This is a genomic window from Herbaspirillum camelliae (assembly GCF_001929405.1).
Lineage (GTDB): Bacteria > Pseudomonadota > Gammaproteobacteria > Burkholderiales > Burkholderiaceae_D > Herbaspirillum > Herbaspirillum seropedicae.
This window is the reverse complement of record NZ_KV880769.1, coordinates 3749859-3776418: the sequence shown is the minus strand read 5'-3', so window position 1 is coordinate 3776418 and position 26560 is coordinate 3749859. Positions and strand designations below refer to the sequence as shown.

Sequence of the window (26560 nt, the reverse complement as noted above, 5' to 3'; positions counted from 1 at the left end):
CGCCGCATGTTGCGTCCGCGCCTTTCTGTTTCGCTCTGCTTTGCCGCCACCCTCTCGCTGACCCTGGCCGCCTGTGGCACCAAGGCGGCTTTCTATCACCAGGAAGAGTTCAGCGACACCAGCGCCTTCTCGCGCAGCTTCCCTGGCAGTGAAAAGGCCGTCTGCGAAGCCGCCCGCCGTGCGCTGCTGGGTCAGGGCTACATCATCACCAAGGCTACCGACAACACCATGGACGGCAACAAGAGCTTCCAGCCGGCCGCCGACAAGCATATGGAAATCGCCTTCCATGTGGTCTGCGCTTCCAATGGCAACGGCAAGAGCTCGACCATGTTCGTCAGCGCCACACAGGATGGCTACGGCATCAAGAAGAGCAACAGTTCGGCCAGTCTGGGCGTGAGCGTGCTGGGCTCGGTCTCGATGCCCTTTGCCGCCAGTGACGACTCGATGGTGCGCGTCTCCAGTGAAACGATACGCTCGTCGGACTTCTACGACCGCTTCTTCGGCGCGGCCGAGCGCTATCTGCTGGTCGATGTCGACGACGACACGGCGCCGGGCAAGAAGTAATCTACAAATCGTCAGGACTGATCTGATTGACCAATGGAAATGGCGGCCTAGGCCGCCATTTCCATTGCTGAGGACCCTTGCGCTTGCAGGGGCCAGGCAGGGGATGCCAGCTCAACGTCCCCAATATCCCGGAGGAGGCGGCGGACGGTGCCAGTGACGGTGATGACCACGGTAATAGTAATAATCACGTTCCACGTACACCGGGGCCGGATTGACGTAATAGACCGGCGCCGGACGCACATAGACCGGCGGCGGCGGCGCATAGACGGGGGCCGGCTGCACATAGACAGGCTGCGGAGCCACGTATGCACCCGGCACGCCGATGTTCACGCCGATCGAGACATGCCCCGCCATCGCCGGGGCGGCAGACAGGCCGGCCACGGCGGCAACGATGGCCATGCCGGCAATCACAGAAATCGACTTTTTCACGTTAGCTCCTCGCTGTTCTGAATACGTGACCAGACTATAGCCCCGCCCCGACAGCGCTTCCAGACCAAACCGGTAAGGTTTGTAAGCAAATGATTCACAAATGTTAAGTAAATGTTGAATCACAATGCTTCAGTCCGGAAGCCCTGCTGCTACATCAGCCGCATTCAGGCCGCATTCAGGCTGGCCTGCGCGCCCGCGCGCACTTGCGCCAGCTTGGCCACGGTGGTGGCGCAGGCCTGGGCGGCTTCGCGGCCCTTGACCAGGAAGTGCTGGTGGAAGTAGTCGTGATGCTCGCTGTGGGAATGGAAGTGATGCGGCGTGAGCACTGCCGAAAACACCGGCACTTCAGTGTCCAACTGCACTTGCATGAGCGCAGAGATGACCGACTGCGCAACGAAGTCGTGGCGATAGATACCACCATCGACCACCAGCCCGCTGGCGACGATGCCGGCGTAGCGGCCAGTCTTGGCCAGCACCTTGGCATGCAGGGGGATTTCGAAGGCGCCGGGCAGCTCGAAGAAATCGATGCTGGCGGCGGGCCAGCCCAGCTTGGCCATTTCCTCGGTGAAGGCGATGCGGCACTGGTCGACGATATCCTTGTGCCAGCAAGCCTGGATGAAGGCGATACGTTGACCGTGATGGGAAGAGACGGCAGAGAGATGCGATTGCGACATGGGTTCAGGACTCCTGTTCGATGAATAAACAGGGCGTTGGAATGCGCGGCCGCACGCACACTGCAGGGCAGCGGCGTTGACCGAACATCCCGTTCTCTTTCATCCGGACTATGACCGTCGGCCCCGGAATCACACCAGGTCTGCTGACCCCGGCTCACCTGAAAGGCAGACCGGGCGCTCGCGGGCTACAGAAGACGTCGGACGACGCCGCCTGATTACCGCCGGTGGGGAGTTTCACCCCGCCCCGAGAACGTATTGCTGCGCAGCAGGCGCAAACCTGCTTGCCACAGCAGCCGCGACTGTATCATGTCAGGAAAAATGCTGCAGATGGCGGAGCGAATTGCTGAAGTTCAGGCGCCCTGCCCGACCAGTTCCAGCATGCCCCGCGCAATCTCCCGCTCGCCCATGATGACGCGCTGGGCGCCGTGTTTTTCCAGGTGCTCGATCTCGGCGTCGGAATGCGCCCGCGCCACCACCTGCAGGCCGGGGTTGAGCTCCAGCGCATTCTCGATCACCTGTCCAGCCTCGAACACTTCCGGAATCGCCACCAGCAGCCAGCGGGCGCGATCGATGGCGGCCGCCTGCAGCAACTCGCTCTGGGCCGCATTGCCGTAGAGCGCCGGCACGCCTGCGGCGCGCAAAGCCTCCAGGTTTTCCAGCTGGGCTTCGATCACCACGAAAGGCTTGCCCTGGGCGCGCAACTGCTCGCCAATGCCGCGCCCCACCCGGCCAAAACCGACCAGCACCACGTGATCCTGCAACTCCACCGTCTGCGGTCCGTCGTCGGCTTGCGGCGCCTTGGGCAGGCGCGCTTCATAACGGTCCAGCAGCGAGAACAGCAGCGGATTGAGCAAGATGGAGAGAATGGCGCCCCCCAGGATGAGGTCGCGCGCCATCGGCGAGAGCAGGTCCAGCGACAGGCCCAGCGTGGCCAGGATGAAGGAGAATTCACCGATCTGCGCCAGGCTGGCCGAAATGGTCAGCGCGGTACCGTTGGGATAACCGAAGGCCCGCACGATCAAGAGCGCCCCCAGCGACTTGCCCACCACGATGATGAGCACGGTGGCCAGCACCAGCAGCGGTTCGCGCGCGACGATGGAGGGGTCGAACAGCATCCCCACCGAGACAAAGAACAGCACCGAGAAGGCATCGCGCAGCGGCAGCGACTCTTCGGCGGCGCGATGGCTCAGTTCGGATTCGGACAGGATCATGCCGGCGAAGAACGCGCCCAGCGCGAAGGAGACTCCGAACACATAAGCCGAACCCAGCGCAAAGCCCAGTGCGATGGCCAGCACCGCCAGGCGGAACAGTTCACGCGAACCGGTATCGGCGATGCGCTCCAGTATCCAGGGAATGACCCGGCGACCGACGATGAGCATCACCGCCGCAAAGGCCACCACCTTGCCCAGGGTAATGCCCAGGGTCAGCAGCACGGCGTTGCCGCTCAAGGCCTCGCCCTTGCCGCCGAGAATGCCCGAGAGCGCCGGGATGAGCACCAGCGCCAGCACCATGGCGATGTCCTCGACGATAAGCCAGCCCACGGCGATGCGGCCGCGCTGGGTTTCCACCAGGCGGCGCTCCTGCAAGGCCTTCAACAGCACCACGGTACTGGCCACCGACAACGCCAGGCCGAACAGGAAACCCTCTCCCATCGGCCAGCCCAGCAGCCAGCCCAAGGCCATGCCCAGCAAGGTGGCGATGGTGATCTGCGCTACCGCACCGGGGATGGCGATGTTCTTGACCGACAGCAGATCCTTGAGCGAAAAATGCAGGCCCACGCCAAACATCAGCAGGATCACCCCGATCTCGGCCAGTTCCTGCGCCAGGTCAGCGTCGCCCACGAAACCGGGCGTGAAGGGGCCGATGGCAATGCCAGCGACCAGGTAGCCGACCAAGGGCGGCATCTTGAGACGATGGGCCAGGGTGCCGAAGATGAAGGCCAGCACCAGGCCTGCGACAATGGTGGCAATCAGGGGAGTGTGATGGGGCATCAGTCAGGTTTCCTTTCTGGGTGGATGAATTGTCGGAATGACTGGAAGGCCTGGCGCAGCAACCGTAAAGAGACTAGCACGGCCACTGCCCCGGCCAGGGAACTGCTGCACTTGGCGGGGCGCAGCAGCAAGGACAGCAGGCGAATCAGCGACGCGACTGCAATGCAGCAATGCGCGACTCCAGCGGAGGATGGCTGGAGAACAGGCCCATCCAGGATTCGCGCCCGGAAATACCGGCGGCCTGCAGGTTCTGCGGCAGGCCATCGGACTGCATGCCGCCCAGGCGACGCAAGGCATTGATCATCGGCGCGTTGGAACCCATCAACGAGGCTGCACCGGCATCGGCCCGGTATTCACGCTGGCGCGAGAAATACATGACGATGATGCTGGCCAGGATGCCGAAGATGATTTCGCAGACGAACACCGTGACCATGTAGCCGATGCCGGGACCGGAATTCTCTTCATTGTTGCGACGCAGGAAGGAATCGACGAAATAACCGACGATGCGCGCAAAGAACATCACGAAGGTATTCACCACGCCCTGGATCAGCGTCAGCGTGACCATGTCGCCATTGGCGATGTGGGCCACTTCGTGGGCCAGCACGGCCTCGACCTCGTCCTTGGTCATTCCCTGCAACAGGCCGGTGGACACCGCCACCAGCGAATTGCTCTTGCTGGCACCGGTGGCAAAGGCGTTCGGCGGACCGTCATAGACGGCCACTTCCGGCATCGGCAGTTGCGCCCGCGCGGCCAGGTTCTGCACGGTCTGCAAGAGCCACAGTTCGGTGGAATTCTGTGGTTGCTCGATCACGCGCGCGCCGGTGGACCACTTGGCGATGGTCTTGGACATGAACAGCGAAATGAAGGAACCGCCAAAACCCATCAGGCCGCAGAACACCAGCAGCATGCCGAAGTTGAGTCCGTTGGCGGTGAGGTAGCGGTTCACACCGAGCAGGCTGGCGGTGACGCTCAAGACCAGCATGACGGCCAGGTTGGTGACAAGGAAGAGGATGACGCGTTTCATGATTTTTCCTGAATGACAATGAGGGCCGCACACTGCGGCGACGGCCGGGTCGGAACGGGGGGACACAAAATGGGGGCGGCCAGTCCGGGTGGCTGGCCGACTCCTGTCCTGCAAGCAAAGCAGGATTGGCCGAACCAGGCCGGATACTGGAATATCAGGCCAGTGGGGGTGGCCGCAACTGCTCGCGCAGATAGGACGACCAGGTCAGGACAGTCGAGAAGACGTGAGGAAACGGATACCAATGCGCATCCGGGGTAGCAATGCTCGCCGGCAGCGTGGGATCTTCCAGCTCGGCTTGCAAGGAGGGAAAATCATCATCCTCGTCGGGCGCATCCTCGCTGGCAATGTCCGCCAGGGACTCGCCGGCCAGGGCATGTGCATGCCACTGCCCCAGTGTGGCCGAGGCTTCGCATAGCTGCGCCTGACCACCCTGCACGGCCTGGCGCAGCTGTGGCTCCGCCGTCGCCGCCAGCAATTGCAGCGGGATCAGCAAGGTCAACAGCAAGAGCAGCAGTCGGCGCATCGAGTCCTGTTCAGGAAGAAAAATTTGTCAGCATCTTGTCAGCAAGAAAGGCTGCATTATACGCAAGATTGCGGCAGATCAGCCCATTGCCCCACCCTCCCCAGGCAAGGCGCCCAACGAAGTTATCCACAAAACCTGTGAACAAGCCTGTTGATAAGCAATAGCCAGCATTCTGACAAGCTTGAGTGGCAAGGGTTTCCAATAAATTGCTACAGTTTTGCACAAAGGTGCATGTTTTTTTCCAAAGGGTAATCCGCTTCGGAAAGTGGCCCGCCATGAAAAAAGGAGACCTTGCCGGTCTCCTCGATCCACCTCACGCGTTAGCAACAGCGCCCTACCCGGCCTTTGCCGCCATAGCGCGCCTCCTGCCGTTCGCGGAAGAATTCTTCATAACTCATCACGCACTGATCGGGATGCGATTTTTGCATATGGGCCACGTAGTTGTCGTATTCCGGCATGCCGACCATCAGGTTCAGCGTGCGGCCGACCTGGCGCCGCCAGGCCAGCAGTTGCGCCAGAGCGCCAGGTTTGCTCATTGCCGACTCCTGAAAGACATTATTGTTGCGCCAGCGCGCTGGCCGGCAGGGTTTCGTAGGGAGCTTCCTTGACGCTGGGCTGGTGCGCCGAGCGCGCCTTGAGCACCGTACGGATGCCAAACACCAGCACGCTGATCACCACCAGCATGAACATGGCGGCCAGGCCGGCATCGACGTAGTCATTGAAGATCACCTGGCGCATCTGCTCGATGGACTTGGCCGGGGCCAGCAGCTTGCCCTCATCCAGCGCCGCCTGGTACTTGCTGGCGTGCGCCAGGAAGCCCACGCGCGGATTGGCGTCGAACACCTTCTGCCAGCCCGCCGTCAGGGTGCAGGCCAGCAGCCATGCGGTGGGCAGCACGGTGACCCAGGCAAAGCGGTCGCGCTTCATCTTGAACAGCACGCAAGTGGCCAGGATCAGGGCGATGCCGGCCAGCATCTGGTTGGAGATGCCGAACAGCGGCCACAGGGTATTGATGCCACCCAGCGGATCGACCACGCCCTGGTACAGGAAGTAGCCCCAGCCGGTCACGCACAGGCCGGTGGCAATCAGGCTGGCGACCCAGGAGTCGGTGCGTTTCATCGGCGGGATGAAAGCGCCCAGCAGATCCTGCAGCATAAAGCGGCCAGCGCGGGTGCCCGCATCCACGGCGGTAAGGATGAAGAGCGCTTCAAACAGGATGGCGAAGTGGTACCAGAAGGCCATCATGGCCTCGCCGGTCACACCGGAGAGGATCTGGGCCATGCCCACGGCCAGCGTGGGCGCACCGCCGGCGCGCGAGATGATGGTGTGTTCCCCCACGGCCTGGGCGGTGTGGGTCAGCATCTCGGGGGTGATATGGAAGCCCCACTGCGAAATCACCTGAGCGACGTTTTCCGGCGTGGTGCCGATCAGCGCGGCCGGACTGTTCATGGCGAAGTAGATGCCCGGCTCGATGCAGGAGGCGGCGATCAGCGCCATGATGGCCACGAAGGACTCCATCAGCATGGCGCCATAGCCGATGAAGCGGGCGTGCTTTTCGTTTTCCAGCAGCTTGGGCGTGGTGCCCGAGGAAATCAGCGCATGGAAGCCCGAGACCGCACCGCAGGCAATGGTGATGAACAGGAAGGGGAACAGCGAACCCGACCACACCGGACCGCTGCCATCGATGAAGCGGGTCACTGCGTGCATCTTCAGGTGCGGAGCGATGAAGACGATGCCCAGCGCCAGCGCCAGGATGGTGCCGATCTTCAGGAAGGTGGACAGGTAGTCACGCGGGGCCAGCAGCAGCCACACCGGCAGCACCGAGGCGACGAAACCGTAGCCGATCAGCATCCAGGTCAATTGCTTGCCGTCGAAGGTAAACATCTGGCCCAGTGCAGGATGTTCCTGCACATACTGACCACCGACGATGGCCAGCATCAGCAGCACGAAGCCGATCCACGACACTTCACCGATGCGGCCCGGGCGGATGTAGCGCGAGTAGACGCCCATGAACAGCGCAATCGGAATGGTGGCCGCCACGGTGAAGCTGCCCCACGGCGATTCAGCCAGGGCCTTGACCACGATCAGCGCCAGCACCGCCAGGATGATGACCATGATCATGAAGGCGCCAAAGAGCGCGATCACGCCGGGCACCTGGCCCAGTTCGGACTTGATCAGGTCGCCCAGCGAACGGCCATCGCGGCGGGTGGAGATGAACAGCACCATGAAGTCCTGCACCGCGCCGGCAAAGACGACCCCGGCCAGGATCCACAGCATGCCCGGCAGATAGCCCATCTGCGCGGCCAGCACCGGCCCCACCAGGGGCCCTGCGCCCGCGATGGCGGCGAAGTGGTGGCCGAAGAGCACGTACTTGTTGGTCGGCACGTAGTCCAGGCCATCGTTGAACTTGTAGGCCGGCGTCATGCGGCCGCCATCCAGGCCCAGCACGCGCTCGGCGATGAATTTGCTGTAGAAGCGGTAGGCGATCAGGTAGACGCACACGGCGGCCACCACCAGCCAGACGGCATTGATCGATTCGCCGCGCTGCAACGCGACATAGGCGCAGGCGCCAGCGCCTGCCAGGGCCAGCGCGAGCCAGCCCAGCCGGGAAACTATCCGGTTCATTGTTCTCCTCCTTGCGGGGTTCTTGTAGGGTGATGAAAGTATTCTTGTTATGGGCGTCGCCGGCATCAACAACGCAAAGACACAGACAGGCCGGCGCGACGCCCGTCAGTATCGGCACCCCACCGCAGCCCCACAAGCGCAGCACTACGCAGAGCCTCTACGTAGAACTACGCAGAGCGGCGGCCAGCGCAGCAGTTTTTCGCGGCCCCGGGCGAGGCTTTGGGTAGAATCGCGGCATGAAGCTGCGCCAGAAAATCATCTTCCTCGCCATCGTTCCCTTGTGCCTGGCCTTCACCGCCATCGCGCTGGTGGTGCGCTACCAGGCCGTGGAACTGGCCAGCCAGCAGCGCGCTGCGGTAGAGGCGGCCTACCTGGCCAGCAAGAACACCGAGCTGCGCCACTACGTCGACCTGGCCCAGCATGCCCTGGCCCATCTCTACGACACCGGGCGCACCGACGACGCCATCAAGGAAGAGGCGCGCCATCTGCTGGCCGACCTGGAATTCGGTGACGACGGCTATTTCTTCGTCTATGACGACACTGGCCGCAGCATCATGCATCCGCGCCAGCCCGAGCTGGTAGGCAGCGAGATGTGGAACTGGCGCGATGCCTCCGGCAGCTTCACCATCCAGCATCTCATCGAGCGCGCCCGGCAAGGCGGCGGCTATGAGCGCTACCTGTGGCGCAAACCTTCCAGCAAGACCGTCGCGCCCAAGCTCGGCTACGTCATCAGCCTGCCGCGCTGGGGCTGGGTGATCGGCACCGGGATCTACCTCGACGACGTGGAGGCAGCGCTGGCGCAGATCGATCGCCAGAACTCCGGCTATCTGCACCAGACCTTGCTGCTGATCGCCTCCATCGCCTTGGCCAGCGCCCTGGCCGTGGGCCTGGCCGGATTGCTGCTGAACCTGAGCGAGCACCGGGTGGCCGACGCCAAGCTGCGCCAGCTGGCCCAGCGCGTGGTGCGCTCGCAGGAAGAAGAACGGGCACGGCTCTCGCGCGACCTGCATGACGGCATCAGCCAGTGGCTGGTGTCGATCAAGCTGCAGATCGAAGCCGCGCTGGTGCGCCTGAACGGCACGCCCGAACAGGCCGCCACGGCGCGCGCCGGTTTCGAGAAGACCGCCACCCAGATCAATGGCGTGCTGGCCGAAGTGCGGCGCATCTCGCACGACCTGCGCCCGGCCATCCTGGATGACCTGGGACTGGCCGCCGCGCTGGAACACCTGTGCGGCGAATGGCGCGATGCCGCCGGCGCGGGCGTGGAGATCGTCTTTGAAAACCAGGCCCAGGCAGGCGACGGTGCGGCGCTGCCCGACGTGGTCAATACGGTGCTGTTCCGCATCGCCCAGGAGGCGCTGACCAATATCGCCCGTCACGCCGGCGCCAGCCGGATCAAGGTGCGCCTCTACCAAGGCCACAACCTATTGATGCTGCAGGTGCAAGACAATGGCCACGGCTTCGACCTGGGCCAGGTGGATGACCACTCGCGCCATGGCATCGGCCTGCGCAACATGCGCGAACGGATCGAAGCCGTCGGTGGCGAGCTGGGCATCGATTCCTCGCCGGCCGGCACCAGCATCAGCGCCGTCATCGCCCGTGCTTCCCTCCCCTCACTGATCCCTGCCTGACACCATGACCGCTGCCACCGCCCCTGCCACCACCCGTATCATGCTCATCGACGACCATCCGCTGGTGCGCGACGGCCTGCGGGCGCGACTGGAAACCGTACCGGGACTGGAGGTGGTGGCCGAAGCCGGCCATGCCGACGAAGCCCTGGCTGCGGCTGCCGCGCAAGAGATCGACCTGACCCTGATGGATATCAACATGCGCGGCATCAATGGCATCGAGCTCACCGCCCTGTTCCATGCCCGCCATCCTGAAATTGCCGTGCTGATCCTGAGCATGCATGACAAGGCCGAATACGTGATGCAGTCCATCCAGGCCGGCGCACGCGGCTATGTGCTCAAGGACGCCCCCAGCCAGGACATCGTCCACGCCATCGAAACGGTGCGCTCGGGCGGCATCTACTACAGCGCCGCGCTGGCGCGCCAGCTGACCCAGCCACTGCCGCCGCGCGAGTTGCTCACGCAGCGCGAGCGCGAGGTGCTCATGCATATCGCCAATGGCGAGTCCAACAAGCAGATCGCCCGCGAACTGGACCTCAGCGTACGGACGGTGGAAACCCATCGCCTCAATATCAAGCGCAAGCTTAATATCGATGGCCAGGCCGAGTTGATCAAGTTTGCGGTGGAATCGCGCGGTGTCGGCGGCGCGCCGTGATGGCATTCACGGATGCTGCGGCAGCGCCAGGCGCATGACTTCGCCATAGGCAATCTCGCCACGCTCCTGCACCGCCAGCAGGGCGATGGCGTCCAGCGCCGCTGCATCCGGTGCGCTAGCCTGAAGCTGCCCTGCCTGCCAGGCCGCACAGGCGCGCAACATGCGGATCGATCCGGCGTGACAGACCACGATGAGGTCGCTCACGCCGTCCCCTTCGGCCTGAGCATGCTGCCGTAGCCGCTCCCAGGCGCGCCACATCCGTCGCGCCACCGCCGGCAGGGTCTCGCCGCCGCCCGGTGCGTAGTGCAGCAGATCCTGGTTCCAGGCCTCCACCTCGCTCCAGGCGATATCGTCCCAGGCGCGCAGCTCCCAGGCGCCGAAATCCATCTCGCGCAGGTCGGGTTCGACCGTCAGGGGCCGCCCCAGGGCATCCGCCAGCGCCTGCGCCAATACCGCGCAACGCCGCAGCGGGCTGGTGACGATCGCGGCCCTCTGCGGCCATTGCAGCAACTGCAGCAATTGCGGCAGCAGCGCGGCGAAGCTGGCCTGCCAGACGTCATCGGCGACCTCCACATCGCTGCTGCCGTAGCAATGGCCCTGATCAATGCGCGGCCGGGGGTGACGGATCAACAGCAGCGCCATCGCTCACGCCGTCAAGAAGGCCGGCAGGCTTGCCAGCACGCCGAGGTAGAAAAAGGTCTCGCTCAACTGCTGCACTGCGCCCAGACCATCGCCGGTATAGCCACCCAGGCGCCGCTGCAAGCGGTACGCCAGCCAGAGCGCTGCCAGCGTGGCCAGCCCAAAGCCCATGGCGATGCGTTGCCAGGACATCAGACCCAAAGCGACCGTACCAATGACCGGCACGATCACCCACACGGTGGCGATGAGAAATTCGCCAGCGCTCATGCGCTGGGCCAGCAGCTTGGATTTGCCCTCTTCGCGCACGTAGTCCATGCGCCAGATCAGGCAGGTGGCCAGCCAGCGCGACAGCGGATGGGCAATGCCCAGCGCCGCCAGGATCTGCAAGGGCAGCAGCGCATCGAGCGCGGCCAGACGGGTGAGCATCAGCAAGACCAGGCCGATGACGCCATAGCTGCCCAGGCGGGAGTCCCGCATGATCTCCAGCGCGCGCTCCCGGCTGACCGCGCCGCCCAGTCCATCGCAGAGATCGGCAAACCCGTCTTCATGGAAAGCGCCAGTGAGCCAGATGCCGGCAGCCGTACCCAGCAGCACCGCCACAGGCTGCGGCCAGAACTGCACCGCCAACAGGTACACCAGGGCCGAGGCCCAGGCGACGATCCAGCCCACCAAGGGAAAATAACGCATGGAGTGCGCCAGCCAGTCCGGCTGGAAACCCACCCAGCGCGGGATGGGCAAGCGCGTGAAGAATTGCAGGGCGGTGAAGAACAGGCGCAGTTGGTACAGCACACCTCTGCCCGGCGAGGATGAGCTTGGCATAGGCTCAGTCATGCTTGCCACTGACGCTGGCCGACGAGAACGTCGCCATGTCGGCCAGGAAATTGACCGCTGCCTGCAACAGCGGCAAGGCCAGCGCCGCGCCGGTGCCCTCGCCCAGGCGCAGGTCCAATTGCATGAGCGCACGCGCGCCCAGGTGAGCCAGCATGCGACCATGGCCAGCCTCGTCGGAACAATGCGAAAACACGCAATACTCCAGCACCACCGGCTGCAAGGCCGCAGCTACCAGCAAGGCGGAGGTGACGATGAAACCATCGATCACCAGCACCATGCGCCGTTGCGCACCGCGCAGCATCGCCCCACACATGAAGGCAATCTCGAAACCACCCAGCGCGGCCAGCGTCTCCAGCGGCGTCTGCGCCTGGGCATGCCTCTGCAGGGCGCGCGCGATGGCGTCTGCCTTGCGGGAGACGCCCTGGGCATCCAGGCCGGTGCCGGCGCCCACGCAGTCCTGGACGGCGATGCCGGTCAAGGCGGCCATCAAGGCGGCCGCGGCGGTGGTGTTGCCGATCCCCATTTCGCCGAAGCCCAGCACATCGGCCTGCAGCGTATCCACGAAGCGCATGCCGGCCTCCATGGCGGCGGCGCACTGCGCCGGGCTCATGGCCGGGCCACGGCAGAAGTTGGCGGTGCCGGGCGCAATCTTGCGATCGACCAGGCCGGGACGCACGCCGAAGTCGTGATTGACCCCGGCATCGACGATATGCAGGGCAATCCCGTTCTGGCGAGCAAAGACATTGATGGCCGCGCCGCCGGCGAGGAAATTCTCGACCATCTGCCAAGTCACGCTTTGCGGATAGGCCGACACCCCTTCTTCGGTCACCCCATGGTCGCCAGCGCAGACGATGATGGCCGGGCTGGCGATGGTGGGTCGCTCGGTGCCCTGGATCAGGCCGATCTGCCGCGCCAGGCGCTCCAGCACGCCCAGGCTGCCCAGCGGCTTGGTCTTGTCATCGATGAGGCGGTCCAGCCGGGTTGACAGGACGGCGTCCTGGGGGGAAACGAGGGTGGGAATCTGCATGGGGCGGTCGCGGCGACAAGGGCAGGATCAAGGGAGCGACAGTATACGAGATCGCCGGCTGCCGGGCGAGCCGACGAAGCGCGCCAACAAAGCGAGCCAACAAAAAAGGAGCCCCGCAGGGCCCCCTTTGCGAACGCGCCAGGCCTGGCGACGCTCAGGCCTTGACGCCGGTCTTGTCGAGCACACCGTAGATGGTCGCGGCCAGCTCATTGGCCTCGAACTTGGCGACGTAGGCATCGCCGCCGACGCTACGGACGTGATCCTCGTTGGCCGAACCGGACAGCGAGGAGTGGATGATGACGGGGATGCTCTTCAGATAGTCTTCACGCTTGATGTTGCGGGTCAGCGTGAAGCCATCCATCTCGGGCATTTCCAGATCGGTCAGGACGAAGGAGATCTTATCGGAGATGGGCCGGCCCTCGGCACGGGCTTCCTTGGCCAGTTTCTGGATCTTTTCCCAGGCTTCCTTGCCGGTGACGTGCATCTCGTAGGGAATCTCCATGGCCCGCAGGCCCTGCTCGATGAGCGAGCGCGCCACCTTGGAGTCATCGGCGGCGATGGCCACCGTCCCTGGACGGATGCCATGGCTGGCGCTCTTTTCCAGGTTTTCCATCTTCATGTCGCGGTCGGTGGGCATGATCTCGTGCAGGATCTGCTCCACGTCCAGCACCTGGGCCAGGCGGCTGGTGTCCTTGTCAGCGTCCAGACGGGCGATGCTGGTGACGAATGCACCACCGCTGCTGGTCTCGGCCGACAGCACCTGGCTCCACTCCAGGCGCACGATCTCATCCACCGATTCCACGGCGAAAGCCTGGGTGCTGCGGGCGTATTCGGTGACCAGCAGGATGTTCAGGCCGGTCTTGGGCACACAGCCCACCACGGCCGGCAAATCGATGACGGAGATGATCTGGCCGCGGATATTGACCATGCCCAGCATGGGCGATTGCGTCCCGGCCGCCTTGGTCACCGGCGGCATGGGCACGATCTCGCGAATCTTGAACACATTGATGCCGAACAATTCAGAGCGCTCGCCGTGCGGATCGGTCCCCAACCGGAACAGCAACAGCTCGAATTTGTTAGATGCCGTGAGATTGGTTCTTTCATCAATCTCTTTCTGGAAATTATCCATTTCCCCCACTCCCCGTTGGATATGATGTGACAGGCAAATGCCTGATTCACAAATGTAGTAGGGAAAGTGCTACGTGGCAATCAGTCAATCAAATCATTTTGATTTTCATGATTTTTTGTCGCAAGAACGTTCTCTTTTGCTCGCCCGACATCCCCGGCTTGCAGCCCTGATGTGATGAGCAGCAAGGTCAGGATGGCAAGAACAACGGCCAGTCCTCCGATGAGCCGATCTGCCGCGACGGTGTCGGCGAGCAGGCCGGTGACCACCACGGCCAGCAGGAAGGCCGCGCCCGAGGCGCTATCCAGAAGCGCAGTGGCGCGCCCGAGACGGGACGGATCGACCGTCTGGTACAACTGCAACAAGCCCAGGCTCATCACCACCCCTTCGGCCAGCCCAGCCATACTCACCAGCAGTGCGGCGCTGCCGAGACCCTGGACCTGCGACACGCCCCCTATCGCCGCGCACATCAACAACAGGCCCAGGCGTATGACGCTATCGCTTCTCCCAGCAATACGGTGCCAGGATGACAAGATCAGACCGGCCACGACCCCTGCCCCGTAAGCCCCGAAGAGCAGCCCCACATCAGCCGAGGGCCTGTGCAAGACCTCTTTGACATAAATGATCGCCAGGATTTCGAAGCTGCCCAAGGCCATCATGACCAGCATGCTCGCGGCGATGGGCAGCCAGCCGCTACGCCCAGGAACTGCGATGTCCCGCACGAAAGCCGTCCAGCTCCGGGCAGGTACCTGCGCCACCGGGGTGTCACGACGTTCAGGCAAGCTCAGGCTGAGGCCGCCACTGGCCAGCATCAACAGTCCCATCGCCAGGATCGCGGCGCCGCTTCCGGCCACCCCCGCCAGCAAGCCGCCGGCCATTGCTCCGAGCGCCATGCCAGCCATCCTGGCCCCGATCGCATATGCATTGGCCGATGGCAACCGCCCAGAGCCGACCAGGCAAGGCAGCAGCGCGCTGGCAGCCGGGGTGAAGAACCTGTTGCACACCGCCGTCAACGCGGCTATCGCCAGCAAAGGTGCCGGACTGGTGCGGGTGGCCGGCAGAGCAAGCAGCAGGATGAGGGCCAGTCTGGCTGCGCATGAACCGCCCAGTATACGGCGCAAGCCACTGCGATCTGTCACCGCGCCGGCCCACGGCCCCAGCAGCAGCATCGGCGCCAGTTCGGCCAGCACCAGCAGCATGACCTGAAACGCCGATTGAGTGAGTTCGAACATCAGCATCTGCAGCAGGACGATGAGCATCCAGTCCGCCATCGAGACCAGGAACTGCAGGATGATCAGACGCATCAGGGCCTGCCTGGCTCTGCCCGCCGGCGCATTCATCCGGCCACTTCCAAACGGTCCTGGCCGCTGACGCCGTCCGCTGTCGTCGGCGTCAGCACGAAGCGCCGCAACAGGTAGCGCAGCGGACCGCCCAGCCAACGTGGAGAGGCCGTGATGCGGGCGTAGAGACCGTCGAATTGACAACCCATTTCCTGCTTTTGCTGTTCATTGGAGATGCCGAAATTGATTCGCCTAAGGCCCGCCTCGTAGGCCACGCGCACAATGTGATGTCCCATGGCGCGATGGACTGACAATTTGGCCGTGCGCGCCAGATCAACACCGCAGTAGGTTGACTCCAGTTCTTCGCCGAGGATGAAACAGAGATCGAAGGCATCGATCTGCTGCTCCCGGCGCAACAGCAGGAACACCGCATGCGGCAGACGACTCATGCTGGCAAAGAAGGCGGGGCCCACTTCGATCTGGTCCGCAGAGCGATGCTTGTGAAACAGTTGCAGCCACAGTTGATGCAGGCGCTGGGCTTCAGACAGGCTCAGTGCGCTGGCCCGCCGTATCTCCACCGTGTAACCGGCTTTGTCCAATGAACGTATCTCGCGGCGGATATGCTTGCCGCGCGGATGACTTGCCACAAACGCGGCAAAATCGGCCTGCTGCAAGACCAGACAGGCCCGTCTGTATAGCAGGTCGAGCGATGCTTGCCCCAGGCAGTGCGGTCCGGGAAAATCGCGGGCCACGAATAGCCTGGCCCCTTGTGCCGCCGAAGCCTTTTCCAGAGCGGCGATCAGCGAGTCCGCCAAGCCGGTATCGGCATGCGCCCCGGCGAGCATCATGGCCAGACCCGTATTGAGCGGAGTCCCCATGGTGCTCACCTTCAGCTCTACCCACCAGGACAAGCGGAGGGACCAGATGGTGGCCACCGCAGCGCCGACCAGTTGACCATCGCGCCACGCCGTGGCATAGAGGAATTGGCACGCAATCCTGCTTTGTTCAAGCGCCAGCAGATAATCATGACGACAGAATTGTCCGGGATGCCGCAGACCTTCCCACTGCTGCGCATCGATGGCCGCAATCGTTCCATCCAGCCGGATATCAAACGCACCCTCCAGTGGCACAGCACGCCCTGCCTCCCATGTCATCGCGCCAGGGGGAACGCTCTGGCTCATCCCTGGGGATCCCCGACGATCTCGGCGCCATTGGTTGCGTCCACGCTTGCGCCCTGCCCCAATAGATCTTTGAGGCTGGCCACGAAACGATCGATCTGCGGCTCGGTATGCAGACGATGCAGGATCAGGCGGATCAAGGACTGATTGGGCTTGACCGCTGGATAGCGGAAGATGGGGACGCAGAATCCCTGCTGCTCCAGTGCTTGCCGTACCTGTTCAGCCTTGTCATCCCGACCGATCATCACCGAGGTGATATAGGACGCGGTGTCATTGAGGCGCAGACCGCTGGCCTGCAGTTTCAGACGAAACATCGCACTGCGGTCCAGATAGTCGTCCATGATCCATGGATTGGCCCGCAGACGCTCGATGATGAATGCCGCCAGATCCGCAGTGGGCGGCTGGATGGCCGCCGTAAAGATGGAGGTTCCACTGAGCACCTCGAAGGCATCGATGAACTCGGCGCTTCCACTGATGGCCCCACCCTCCAGACCCACCGACTTGGACAAGGACACCATGATGAAATCAGCCCGCCGCATGTGACGGAACTGTTCATGGAAAGGACGTTGCGATGGACCGTAGACCATGAAGCCATTGGCGTCGTCGATATAGCTCAGGGCATCGAAACGCTGGCAGACATCCAGTATTTCACCGATGGGGGCGACACTGCCGTCTGAAGAATAGAGGCTTTCAAAAACCACGATGGCCTTGCGCCCACCCAGCTTGGCCAGTACCGCAGTCAGGTCGGTCACGTCGTTGTGCTTGAACGCCAGCAGCGACTCACCGAACTTGAGATGCGAGGCTGCCTTCCAGAGACTCCAGTGACAGTCCCGGTCGAAGACAAGCACGGCGTCGCGATTGTCGATGGCGCTACGCGATGAGAAACCGAACCTGGCCGTCATGGCGTTGATGAAACCGATATTGGCGAGCATGCCGGAAGCGAAGCTGAGCGTACGCTCCTTTCCGTGCAAGGTGCTGAGCATGTTCTCCAGCCGCAGGTGCGGCTCGCAGATGCCCTGGGTGGCGCGCGATCCGCCGGTGGAGAGACCATAACGCCGGGCCGATTCGACAAAGGCATCCAAGACCCGCGCATCCTGCTGCCAGCCGAGATAATTGATCCCCGAAAAGTTGACGTAAGACCGGCCGTTGCGAGTCACTTCGGCGCCTGACATGCCTTGCATGATGACCGGTTCATGCAGGAAACCTTCGGCAACCGATGACGCGACGAAGCGCTGGAAACCCCAGCGCGCGCTCTTGGAAGAATGGCTCATGTTTTCCCTGTGTCGATGATAGAGGTGTTGCCTGGGGCAAAGGCGAAAAATGCGAAATGAATTGCCCCCGGTTTTTGGTCGGCATCAAAGAATTGCCCCACCCTTGTCAGCGTGCTTATAATTGCGTCCGATCGTCCCACCGATCCTCCGCCACGCTTGAATTCACTCATCGTCTCACCGCAAGGTGAAGCCACGATGAAGACATTATCAAGATTTCACTAAGGAGGACCTTGTGAGCAAAGGACGAATACTGATCGTCGAAGATGATCTCGACGGCGCCGACATCCTCGACGCCTACCTGAACCGCGAAGGTTTCCAGACCCGTCAGGCTGCCGACGGGCACCAGGCGCTGGAACTGTACCGGCGCTGGCGGCCCGATCTGGTGCTACTGGATGTGATGCTGCCTGGCCTCAGCGGCAATGAAGTTCTGGCGGCGATCCGTCAACATGCCTCCACTGCCGTCATCATGGTCACCGCCGTGGCCGATCAGCCTCGGCTGATCAATTCCCTGCTCTATGGCGCCGACGACTATGTCGTCAAACCCTATCATCCCGGCGAGGTGGTGGCGCGCGTGCATGCGGTGTTGCGACGCCTGCTGCGCCCCCTCTCGGACGCGCCACAGCAGGCCGTCCTGCGTCACGGCGCCCTGACGCTGGACTCCGATGCCGCGCTGGCCACGGTCGACAAGGACGGCCAGCCGCAAGCACTGACCCTGACACGCACCGAACTGAACCTGCTGGCGCAGATGATGGCGGCGCCCACGCGCATGTTTTCGCGCGCTGAATTGCTGGCCCATAGCCAACCCGAGAGCGACGCCATGGAACGCGTGGTGGACGCCCATCTCCACAACCTGCGGCGCAAGCTGGAACAGGCAGGCATCCGCGAGGTCGTGGTGACGGTGCGCGGGCTGGGCTATCGCTTCCGGAATCCCTCATGAGCGCGCCCCTGCATGCACACGCACACTCACGCGCCCGCCAGCTGTGGTACTGGATCAGCCTGCGCATGATCGCCCTGGCGCTGCTGGCGGCCCTGCTGGTGGGGACCGGCATGTGGTTGCGCTTTTTCTGGTGGGAAGCGCGCCTGCGCGAGCGCATCCCCGACGCCATCCTCAACGAACTCAAGCGCCTGGAGAACGATCCCTACGCCGATGCCGAACGCCTGCGCCAGATCTACGGGCAATATCTGTACGGCGACTATTTCACCCCTGAAGTGTTGCAGGCCGATCTGCTCTGGTTCAGCCTGCTGGTGCTGATCGCCCTGCCGCTCATCGTTGGCGCCGGCTTGATGCTCTCGCTGCGCCTGTCCCGACATCTTGACGCCGTGGCCGTGGCGGCGCGCCGCATCGCTGCCGGTGACTTCAGCGCGCGCGCCCTCTCCTGCAAGCAAGTGCCTGCCGCGCTGGATGATCTGATGCGCGATGTCAATGAAATGGCAGAACGGCTGGAGCGTCGCGAGCGCGAGCTGCATGCCTCCAGTGCGGCCATCGCCCATGAATTGCGCACGCCGCTGACGGCGGCCAAGGCCCGGTTGCAGGGCATCATGGATGGCATCTTCGATCACTCGCCGCAGCAATTCTCGATGATCATGCGGCAGCTGGACCAGCTCAACCGGCTCATCAGCGATCTCTACCTGCTCTCGCTGGTCAGCGCGGGACAATTGGCCCTGGTGCGCTCGCAGTTCCTGCTGCGTCCTCTGCTGGAAGAGCGCCTGGCCTGGGCCGCACCGAGCCTGCGCCTGCTGCCCATGTCCGCCGCGCTGTACTGCTGCGAACACCTGCCGCTGAACGCCGACCGCGACCGCCTGGGGCAAGCCATCTCGATCCTGATCGACAACGCCCTGCGCTATGCGGCCAGCGGAAAATTGTTGACCATCAGCGCCGGCCTGCACGATGGACAGATACATATCGATGTGGAAGATGATGGCCCCGGATTTGCGCCAGAACATCTGGAGCTGGCCTGCGACCGCTTCTGGCGGGCCGAGCACTCGCGCAGCCGCCATGCCGGCGGCAGCGGCCTGGGGCTAGCGGTGGCGGTGGCGATCTGTGAAGCGCACGGGGGCAAGCTGAGCGTACACAATCGCCCGGCAGGGGGTGCGCGGATGCACCTCGAATTACCGGCTGAAGGGACGGCACCGCAAGGCGCTTGAGGAATCCTTCATGGATTCTTGGCGCGGACTTGTTGGACGCATGGTTTATTACGGGCTGCCCAATCAATTTGCCCGCCGTCATGCACCCCAGCCCTTCCTCCCAGCACCGATGTCCGCTAGTACTCATCGCGGCGTCTTCATTGCCTGGCCTTGCCGGCCTGCTGCCGGACGCGCCGGAACTGGCGCAGCACCACACTGCCCCGGCCTCCGACACGGGACGGGCATGAGCAAAACAATGTATCGTCATCTGCGGCTACTGCCCGCCCTGGCGCTATGCGCCTGTGCGCCGCTGACAGCGCCGCTGCCACCGTCCGCGCTGGCAATGCCGACGCACTACCCGCGCATTGGAGCAGCAGATGCACAAGCCAACGCTGCTCCGTCCGCATCCGCCATAGGCTGGCAAGACTACTTCCCGCAAGCGCCACTGCAATCGCTGATCACGGAGGCGCTGCGCCATAACCCTGATCTGCGCGACATGCGCCTGCGGCTGCAACAAGTGCAGGCGCAATGGCGCATCCAGCGCAGCGCCGGGCTGCCGGCCGTCAACCTGGAGGCGCAGGCGCGCCGCTCACGCGGGCCGCTGGAGCCGCCCGAATCGGGGCCAGCGGCGAGCACCCGGGAGTACCGGGTCGGCCTTGGCGCGAGCAGCTGGGAGCTCGACTTCTGGGGCCGCATCGCCAGCCTCAACGAAGCAGCCTTGCAGGAATGGATGGCCAGCCGAGCCGCTGAACAAGCCCTCGTCATCAGCCTGATCGGCCAGGTCGCCGAGGCGTGGACCAGCCTGCGCGAACTCGATGAGCGCCTGCATCTGCTGGAATCTCTCCAGGCCGCTAGCGCAGAATCGCTGGCCCTGATGCAAGCACGCCACGATGCAGGCCGCGCCGATGCGGGCGCACTGGCGCAGCAACGCAGCGAGCTGGCGCAGATGCGGGCCGAGCAAGCCGAACTGCAGCAGATGCGGGCCAGCCAGCGATCGACGCTGGAAATGCTGGCCGGCCTGACGCAACTGCCGGCCGCACTGGAACCCACCCCGACCACCATCCTCCTGCCGGTCGTGCTGGCGCCCGGACTGCCTTCGACGCTGCTGGTCGCACGGCCCGACATCATCGCCGCCGAGCATCGCCTGCAGGCGTCGGCCGCCCAGGTGGAGGCGGCCCGAGCGGCCTTCTTCCCGCGCATCAGCCTCACTGCCTTCGGCGGCGTGGCCAGCACAGCACTGCAGGACTTGTTCAAAGGGCCCAGCAGGGCCTGGAATTTCGTTCCCGAGATCAGCCTGCCATTGCTGGACGGAGGCTTGCGCCAGAGCCGCTACGATATCGCCGCATTAGACCGGCAACGGGCGCTGCTGGACTATGAACGGACGGTCCAGAACGCCTTTCGCGAAGTCGCCCAGCGTCTTGAGCAAACGCACTGGTTGAAAGAGCAGCTCAAGTTGCGCCGCGAGGTCGTGCAACAGCAAGCGCAACGGCAGGCGCAGATGCACATGCGGCTGCGCTACGGGCGCGCCAGCCGGCTCGATGTGCTGGAGAGCGAACGCGACCATCTGCGCGCGCAGCAGCGCCAGCACATGCTCGAACACGCCCTGCTGCGTAACCAGATCGCCCTGTATGTGGCCCTGGGCGGTGGAACGCAACATCTCTCCGCCGCCTCTCCCTCTCAACAAGAGTAGATGCATCATGAACCGAAGCTTGCAACATCCCCTCTTTGCGGGTCTGCTGCTGGTCGTCCTGGCGGCAGTGGGCTGGATGGGCTGGATCTGGTGGCGCCACGCAGATGCGCCCTCCGGCCTGGTCTCCAGCAATGGCCGCCTGGAAGCCACCGAGGTCGATATCGCCTCCCGCCTCGGCGGACGTATCCGGCACATGCTGGTCGATGAAGGTGAAGCGGTCCAGGCGGGCCAGGTGCTGGCCTATCTGCAGGTCGATTCCCTGCATGCGCAACTGCGTGAAGCACGAGCGCAGCAGCAGCGCGCCAGCCAAGGCGTGACAGTGGCGCAGGCCCAGTTGGCCATGCGCCGCAGCGAGCAGCGCGGTGCGCAGGCTTTGACCGTTCAACGACACAATAGCCTCTCCGCCGCCACCCGCCGCGTCGAGCGCAGCCAGCCGCTGGGTCGTGTGCAAGCCCTGAGCACCCAGGAGGTGGACGATGAAGAGACCGCCCTGGCCGAAGCGCGCGCGCAGCTCGATGCCGCGCAAGCCCAGGAAGAAGGAGCGCGCGCCGCCATCCGCGCCGCCGAAGCCGACGTGGCCAGCGCCCAGGCAATGCTGGAAGTCGCCCAGGCCGCTACCGCACGCGTTGAGGCCGACCTGGAGGAAGGCGCCATCCGCGCTCCTCGCGATGGTCATATCCAATATCGACTGGCCCAGGCTGGCGAGGTAGTGACCGAAGGGAGCAAGCTGCTCAACCTGATCGACCTGTCGGACCTGCACATGCACTTCTTCCTGCCAGCCGAACTGGCCGGCAAGGTGCGGCTTGGACAAGAGGTGCGGGTCGTGCTCGACGCCATGCCGGCAGACGCCCTGCCCGCCAGGATCACCTATGTCTCCAGACAGGCGCAGTTCACACCGAAGGCCGTGGAGACCGCCAGCGAGCGGCAGAAGCTGATGTTCCGGGTCAAGGCCCAGTTGACGCCCTCGTCCCGTGGCAGCATCGCGCCGCATCTGAAAGCAGGCATGCCCGGCGTGGCCTGGATCAAGACCGCCGAACAACTCCCGTGGCCGAAGACCTTGCCTGCACCGGAACAATCGCCATGACCGCGCCAAGCTGCGCTGCCCGCGTGCACGATGTCAGTCACAGCTACGGCAAGAACCCGGCACTGTCCCATGTCGAACTGGAGATTCCTGGCGGCTGCATGGCGGGCCTGATCGGGCCGGATGGTGTAGGCAAATCCACGCTGCTGTCGCTGATCGCCGGGGCGCGTCGCATCCGTGCCGGCCGCATCGATGTGCTGGGTGGCGATATGGGTCAGGCGGCTCATCGGGAGGCAGTGTGCCCGCGCATCGCCTACATGCCGCAGGGACTGGGCAAAAATCTCTATCCCACCCTGTCGGTGGAAGAAAACCTCCAGTTCATCGCCCGCCTGTTCGGGCAGGACGCACAAGAACGACGCCAACGCATCGATGACCTCACCCACAGCACAGGCCTGCAGCCCTTCCTGGCGCGGCCAGCCGGCCAGCTTTCGGGCGGCATGAAACAGAAGCTCAGCCTGTGCTGCGCACTCATTCACGACCCCGACCTGCTGATCCTGGACGAACCCACCACCGGCGTGGACCCGCTGGCCAGGGCGCAGTTCTGGGAGCTGATCGCGCGCCTGCGACAACGCCATCCCGGCATGAGCGTCATCGTGGCAACGGCCTACATGGACGAGGCGCAGGCCTTCGACTGGCTGGCGGTGATGGACCAGGGCCGGGTGCTGGCCACCGGCGCACCGGCAGCGCTGCTGGCGCGCACCGGTGCAAGCTCGCTGGAAAGCGCCTTCATCGCCTTGTTGCCAGCCCATCGCAAAGCCGGCCATGAAGCCCTGTCCATCCCGCCACTGGAAACCCATGCCGATGACATCGCCATCGAGGCCGAGAACTTGAGCATGCGCTTCGCGGACGGCTTCACGGCGGTCGATCACGTCAGTTTCCGTATCCGTCGCGGCGAGATCTTCGGATTTCTCGGCTCCAACGGATGCGGCAAGACCACCACCATGAAGATGCTCACCGGCCTGTTGCCGGCCAGCAGTGGCCGGGCTCGCCTGTTCGGGCAGGAGATCGATCCGCGCGATGTGTCCTTGCGCAAGCGGGTGGGCTACATGTCGCAATCCTTCTCGCTGTACAAGGACCTGAGCGTGCGCCAGAACCTGGCGCTGCACGCGCGCCTGTTCCACCTGCCGGCGGCGCAGATCGGCCCGCGCGTGGAGGAGATGGCCCGGCGCTTCGAGCTGACGCCGGTAATGGACAGCCTGGCCGCCGACTTGCCCATGGGTATCCGGCAGCGGCTTTCGCTGGCGGTCGCCACGATCCATGGCCCGGAGATATTGATCCTGGACGAGCCCACATCCGGCGTCGATCCGGTGGCGCGCGATCATTTCTGGCAATTGCTGGTCACGCTGTCGCGACGTGACAAGGTCACGATCTTCCTTTCCACGCACTTCATGAACGAGGCGCTGCGCTGTGATCGCATGTCCATGATGCATGCGGGCAAGGTGCTCGACAGCGATACCCCTGCCGCGCTGATGCACAAACGCGGCGCCGCTACGCTGGAGCAAGCCTTCATCGGCTATCTGGTCCAGGCGGGCCAGGACGAGAAGCATGCGCTCGCTGGCGAAAGCCGCCAGACAGACGCGATGCCGGCCGGACTCCCGCTCGATCCTGCCCCGCCCACCTCTTTCAGCTGGCAACGCATGCTCAGCTATGCCTGGCGCGAAGCCCTGGAGTTACGCCGTGATCCAGTGCGGGCAACGATGGCCTTGCTGGGCTCGCTGCTGCTGATGTTCGTCATCGGCTACGGTATCAGTACGGACGTCAACGGACTGCCCTATGCGGTGCTGGACCAGGACCAGACCAGCGCCAGCCGCGATTATGCTGCTGCGCTGCGTGCCTCGCCCTATTTCCAGGAGCGTGCGCCGCTGCAGGGGCCGGCGCAGCTGGACAAGCGCATGCGCAATGGCGAGCTGACGCTGGCCATCGAGATTCCCTCCGGTTTCGGTCGTCATCTGGCGGCGGGCCGCCAGGTCGAGATCGGCGCGTGGATCAACGGCGCCATGCCCAGCCGGGCGGAGACGGTCCAGGCCTACGTGCTGGGAATGCACCAGCACTGGCTGGAGCAGCGCCAGCAGCGTCTGCAAGGCCGCCCGCAGACGCCCGCTCTGGAGATCCAGACACGCCTGCGCTACAACGCTGACCTGCGCAGCCTGCCGGCCATCTTGCCCGCGGTCATTCCACTGCTGCTGCTGACGCTGCCGGCCATGCTGACCGCCTTGGCGGTGGTGCGGGAAAAGGAATTGGGCGCGATCATCAATTTCTACGTCACACCAGTGACGCGCCTGGAATTCCTGTGCGGCAAACAGCTACCCTATATCGCCCTGGGCATGCTCAATTTCCTGCTCATGAGCATGGCCGCCGTGACGCTGCTGGAATTGCCCGTCAAGGGCAGCTACGCTGCGCTGGTGCTGGCCACGCTGGTGTACCTGGTGACTGCCACCGGCATGGGCCTGGTTGCCTCGGCGCTCACGCGCAGCCAGATCGCGGCCATGTTTGCCGCTCTGCTCGGCACCTTGGTCCCGGCCACGCAGTTCGCCGGCATGACCACACCGGTGAGTTCACTGGAAGGCATGGGCCGCCTGGTCGGCGACATCCATCCTGCGACCCACATGTTCCTGATCAGCCGAGGCGTGTATGCCAAGGCACTTGGACTGGCCGACGTGGCCGCATCGCTGGCCCTGCTGCTGGCCACGTTGCCCGTCGTGATGGGGCTGGCGGTGCTGATGCTGCGCAAGCAGGAGGGCTGAGATGCGACAGGGTCTCGCCAATCTGTGGCAGTTGACGCTCAAGGAATTGTGGAGCCTCTGGCGCGACCGGGTGATGCTCTGCCTGATCGTATTGAGCTTCACGGGCATGGTCTACAGCGCCGCCTCGGCCATTCCCGACACCTTGAGCAATGCCGCCATTGCCATTGTCGATGACGACGATTCTCCGCTCTCGCAGCGCCTGGCCGCGGCTTTCATGGCGCCGCAATTCAGCACGCCCCAGCGCATCAGCGTGGCCGAGATGGATGCTGGACTGGATGCGGGCCGCTATGTCTTCGTCCTGCATCTGCCGGCGGGCCTGCAAAGCAAGCTGCAGACGGGCAAGCCGGCCGAAGTGCAGTTGAACGTAGACGCCACCCGCATGGACCAGGCCTACAGCGGCAGCGCGTATGTGGAGCAGATCCTGCAACTGGAGATCCGCAGATTCCTGCAGAAAAGACCGGACGAACCGCCCCAGGCGGTGACGCTGGCCTTGCGGGCCCGTTTCAATCCGGCATTGGAAAAGACCTGGTTCAGCAGCGTGCTGCAGATCATCGACAACATCACCATGCTGGCCATCATCCTGGCGGGCGCTGCGCTGATCCGCGAGCGCGAGCATGGCACCATCGAACACCTGCTGGTGATGCCGGTATCGCCTGTCCAGATCATGGGCGCCAAGGTCCTGGCCATGGGCGGCGTGGTCCTGGTGGCGGCCACGCTGTCCTTGCATGGCGTGGTGCGCGGCTTGCTGGACGTCCCCATCGAAGGCTCGGTCGGTCTGTTTCTTTTTGGGGCTGCGCTGAGCCTGTTTGCCAATACCGCGCTGGGGATCTACCTGGCCACGGTGGCGCGCAGCATGCCGCAGTTCGGCCTCTTGCTCATGCTGGTATTGCTGCCGCTGATCTTGCTGTCGGGCGGGGCTACGCCGCGCGAGAGCATGCCGGTGCTGATCCAGTATCTGATGCTGGCCGCCCCGTCCACGCATCTGGTCAGGCTTGGCGAAGGTGTCCTGTATCGCGGCGCCGGCCTGGAGATGGTCTGGCCACAACTGCTGGCGCTTTTTCTGATTGGCAATATCCTGCTGTGGATTTCGCTGCGGCGCCTGCGGACCATGCTCACGCAGATGAACTAGAAGCGCCAGATCGGGATGACCGGGACGATCGCGATATAAGAAGGGAGCAGAGGGAAAAAGGAAGGGAAGGAAAACCAGGCAGAAATGAAAAGAGGAAGCCCGAAGGCTTCCTCTTTCAATCTGGAGCGGGAGAAGAGTCTCGAACTCTCGACCTATACCTTGGCAAGGTATCGCTCTACCAACTGAGCTACTCCCGCATGGGAACTACCACTTTACTGCAACAGGAAACCGAAGCTGCCTGCCTTGAATCTGGAGCGGGAAACGAGTCATGCACTAGAGCGCTAAGCCTCTGTTTCCTAATCACTTTCTTCGCTTGGGTGATTAGCG

At 63.8% G+C, this 26560-nt stretch carries 24 protein-coding genes, 1 tRNA gene and 1 riboswitch; of the genes, 9 read left to right on the top strand and 16 right to left on the bottom strand.

The window, feature by feature from the left end; genetic code table 11:
• Positions 1-6 precede the first annotated feature (6 nt).
• Entirely contained in the window at positions 7-564 is a 558-nt protein-coding gene (locus tag BGK68_RS16930; protein WP_075258047.1) for a DUF2242 domain-containing protein, read from the top strand.
• Positions 565-675: 111 nt separating this feature from the next.
• On the opposite strand, the gene BGK68_RS16925 is transcribed toward BGK68_RS16930, so the two are convergent.
• The 7 genes from BGK68_RS16925 to BGK68_RS16895 all read right to left on the bottom strand — a co-directional run bounded on the left by BGK68_RS16925 (position 676) and on the right by BGK68_RS16895 (position 7830).
• Positions 676-993, bottom strand: coding sequence for a hypothetical protein (locus BGK68_RS16925; protein WP_041310545.1), 318 nt, complete (start codon positions 991-993; stop codon positions 676-678).
• A gap of 164 nt (positions 994-1157) precedes the next feature.
• On the bottom strand, positions 1158-1667 hold the full coding sequence (locus BGK68_RS16920; protein WP_013233960.1) for a 6,7-dimethyl-8-ribityllumazine synthase: 510 nt from the start codon (positions 1665-1667) through the stop codon (positions 1158-1160).
• An 87-nt stretch (positions 1668-1754) separates the two neighbouring features.
• A riboswitch (FMN riboswitch) is annotated at positions 1755-1923 on the bottom strand.
• Positions 1924-2017: 94 nt separating this feature from the next.
• Positions 2018-3658 (bottom strand): YbaL family putative K(+) efflux transporter, encoded by a 1641-nt coding sequence (gene ybaL, locus BGK68_RS16915; RefSeq protein ID WP_075258046.1) that lies wholly within the window; start codon positions 3656-3658, stop codon positions 2018-2020.
• Between the two features lie 145 nt (positions 3659-3803).
• The gene (gene htpX / locus BGK68_RS16910) at positions 3804-4682 is read right to left on the bottom strand and encodes a protease HtpX (protein WP_075258045.1); all 879 of its coding nucleotides are present in this window, start codon (positions 4680-4682) and stop codon (positions 3804-3806) included.
• A 154-nt stretch (positions 4683-4836) separates the two neighbouring features.
• A complete protein-coding gene (locus BGK68_RS16905; RefSeq protein ID WP_075258044.1) occupies positions 4837-5205 on the bottom strand; it encodes a hypothetical protein in 369 nt (122 codons plus the stop codon).
• A 320-nt stretch (positions 5206-5525) separates the two neighbouring features.
• Positions 5526-5741, bottom strand: a complete 216-nt coding sequence (locus BGK68_RS16900; RefSeq protein WP_075258043.1) for a YbdD/YjiX family protein — start codon at positions 5739-5741, stop codon at positions 5526-5528.
• A 19-nt stretch (positions 5742-5760) separates the two neighbouring features.
• Positions 5761-7830 (bottom strand): carbon starvation CstA family protein, encoded by a 2070-nt coding sequence (locus BGK68_RS16895; RefSeq protein ID WP_075258042.1) that lies wholly within the window; start codon positions 7828-7830, stop codon positions 5761-5763.
• Between the two features lie 236 nt (positions 7831-8066).
• Between BGK68_RS16895 and BGK68_RS16890 the strand changes: the two genes are divergently transcribed.
• Positions 8067-9461 (top strand): cache domain-containing protein, encoded by a 1395-nt coding sequence (locus BGK68_RS16890; protein WP_075258041.1) that lies wholly within the window; start codon positions 8067-8069, stop codon positions 9459-9461.
• 4 nt (positions 9462-9465) lie between these two features.
• Positions 9466-10113, top strand: a complete 648-nt coding sequence (locus BGK68_RS16885; RefSeq protein WP_075258040.1) for a response regulator — start codon at positions 9466-9468, stop codon at positions 10111-10113.
• Between the two features lie 6 nt (positions 10114-10119).
• On the opposite strand, the gene BGK68_RS16880 is transcribed toward BGK68_RS16885, so the two are convergent.
• The 8 genes from BGK68_RS16880 to BGK68_RS27860 all read right to left on the bottom strand — a co-directional run bounded on the left by BGK68_RS16880 (position 10120) and on the right by BGK68_RS27860 (position 17635).
• A complete protein-coding gene (locus tag BGK68_RS16880) occupies positions 10120-10755 on the bottom strand; it encodes a histidine phosphatase family protein (protein ID WP_075258039.1) in 636 nt (211 codons plus the stop codon).
• A gap of 3 nt (positions 10756-10758) precedes the next feature.
• Entirely contained in the window at positions 10759-11571 is an 813-nt protein-coding gene (locus BGK68_RS16875; protein ID WP_233149329.1) for an adenosylcobinamide-GDP ribazoletransferase, read from the bottom strand.
• A 4-nt stretch (positions 11572-11575) separates the two neighbouring features.
• The gene (gene cobT, locus BGK68_RS16870) at positions 11576-12610 is read right to left on the bottom strand and encodes a nicotinate-nucleotide--dimethylbenzimidazole phosphoribosyltransferase (RefSeq protein ID WP_075258037.1); all 1035 of its coding nucleotides are present in this window, start codon (positions 12608-12610) and stop codon (positions 11576-11578) included.
• Between the two features lie 154 nt (positions 12611-12764).
• On the bottom strand, positions 12765-13739 hold the full coding sequence (locus tag BGK68_RS16865; protein WP_075258036.1) for a chemotaxis protein: 975 nt from the start codon (positions 13737-13739) through the stop codon (positions 12765-12767).
• 80 nt (positions 13740-13819) lie between these two features.
• The gene (locus BGK68_RS16860; RefSeq protein WP_158035473.1) at positions 13820-15040 is read right to left on the bottom strand and encodes an MFS transporter; all 1221 of its coding nucleotides are present in this window, start codon (positions 15038-15040) and stop codon (positions 13820-13822) included.
• Positions 15041-15072: 32 nt separating this feature from the next.
• A complete protein-coding gene (locus BGK68_RS16855) occupies positions 15073-16197 on the bottom strand; it encodes a GNAT family N-acetyltransferase (protein WP_083657836.1) in 1125 nt (374 codons plus the stop codon).
• The gene (locus BGK68_RS16850; protein WP_075258033.1) at positions 16194-17465 is read right to left on the bottom strand and encodes an aminotransferase class I/II-fold pyridoxal phosphate-dependent enzyme; all 1272 of its coding nucleotides are present in this window, start codon (positions 17463-17465) and stop codon (positions 16194-16196) included. Before BGK68_RS16850 ends, BGK68_RS16855 begins: the two co-directional genes overlap by 4 nt.
• Positions 17462-17635, bottom strand: a complete 174-nt coding sequence (locus tag BGK68_RS27860) for a hypothetical protein (protein WP_158035471.1) — start codon at positions 17633-17635, stop codon at positions 17462-17464. The genes BGK68_RS16850 and BGK68_RS27860 overlap by 4 nt, the downstream gene beginning before the upstream one ends.
• Positions 17636-17697: 62 nt before the next feature.
• Here BGK68_RS27860 and BGK68_RS16845 point away from each other — a divergent pair, with 62 nt between their 5' ends.
• From BGK68_RS16845 to BGK68_RS16820, 6 genes are all read left to right on the top strand, one after another.
• Positions 17698-18402: a response regulator transcription factor gene (locus BGK68_RS16845; RefSeq protein WP_075258032.1), complete on the top strand. Its 705-nt coding sequence runs from the start codon at positions 17698-17700 to the stop codon at positions 18400-18402.
• The gene (locus BGK68_RS16840) at positions 18399-19610 is read left to right on the top strand and encodes a sensor histidine kinase (RefSeq protein ID WP_075258031.1); all 1212 of its coding nucleotides are present in this window, start codon (positions 18399-18401) and stop codon (positions 19608-19610) included. The genes BGK68_RS16845 and BGK68_RS16840 overlap by 4 nt, the downstream gene beginning before the upstream one ends.
• Before the next feature lie 223 nt (positions 19611-19833).
• Entirely contained in the window at positions 19834-21279 is a 1446-nt protein-coding gene (locus BGK68_RS16835) for an efflux transporter outer membrane subunit (RefSeq protein ID WP_075258030.1), read from the top strand.
• Between the two features lie 7 nt (positions 21280-21286).
• On the top strand, positions 21287-22363 hold the full coding sequence (locus BGK68_RS16830; protein WP_075258029.1) for an HlyD family secretion protein: 1077 nt from the start codon (positions 21287-21289) through the stop codon (positions 22361-22363).
• On the top strand, positions 22360-25104 hold the full coding sequence (gene rbbA, locus BGK68_RS16825; RefSeq protein WP_075258028.1) for a ribosome-associated ATPase/putative transporter RbbA: 2745 nt from the start codon (positions 22360-22362) through the stop codon (positions 25102-25104). The genes BGK68_RS16830 and rbbA overlap by 4 nt, the downstream gene beginning before the upstream one ends.
• A gap of 1 nt (position 25105) precedes the next feature.
• The gene (locus BGK68_RS16820; protein ID WP_075258027.1) at positions 25106-26233 is read left to right on the top strand and encodes an ABC transporter permease; all 1128 of its coding nucleotides are present in this window, start codon (positions 25106-25108) and stop codon (positions 26231-26233) included.
• A gap of 121 nt (positions 26234-26354) precedes the next feature.
• Here the strand turns inward: BGK68_RS16820 and BGK68_RS16815 are convergent.
• Positions 26355-26430, bottom strand: a tRNA-Gly gene (locus BGK68_RS16815).
• Between the last annotated feature and the right edge of the window lie 130 nt (positions 26431-26560).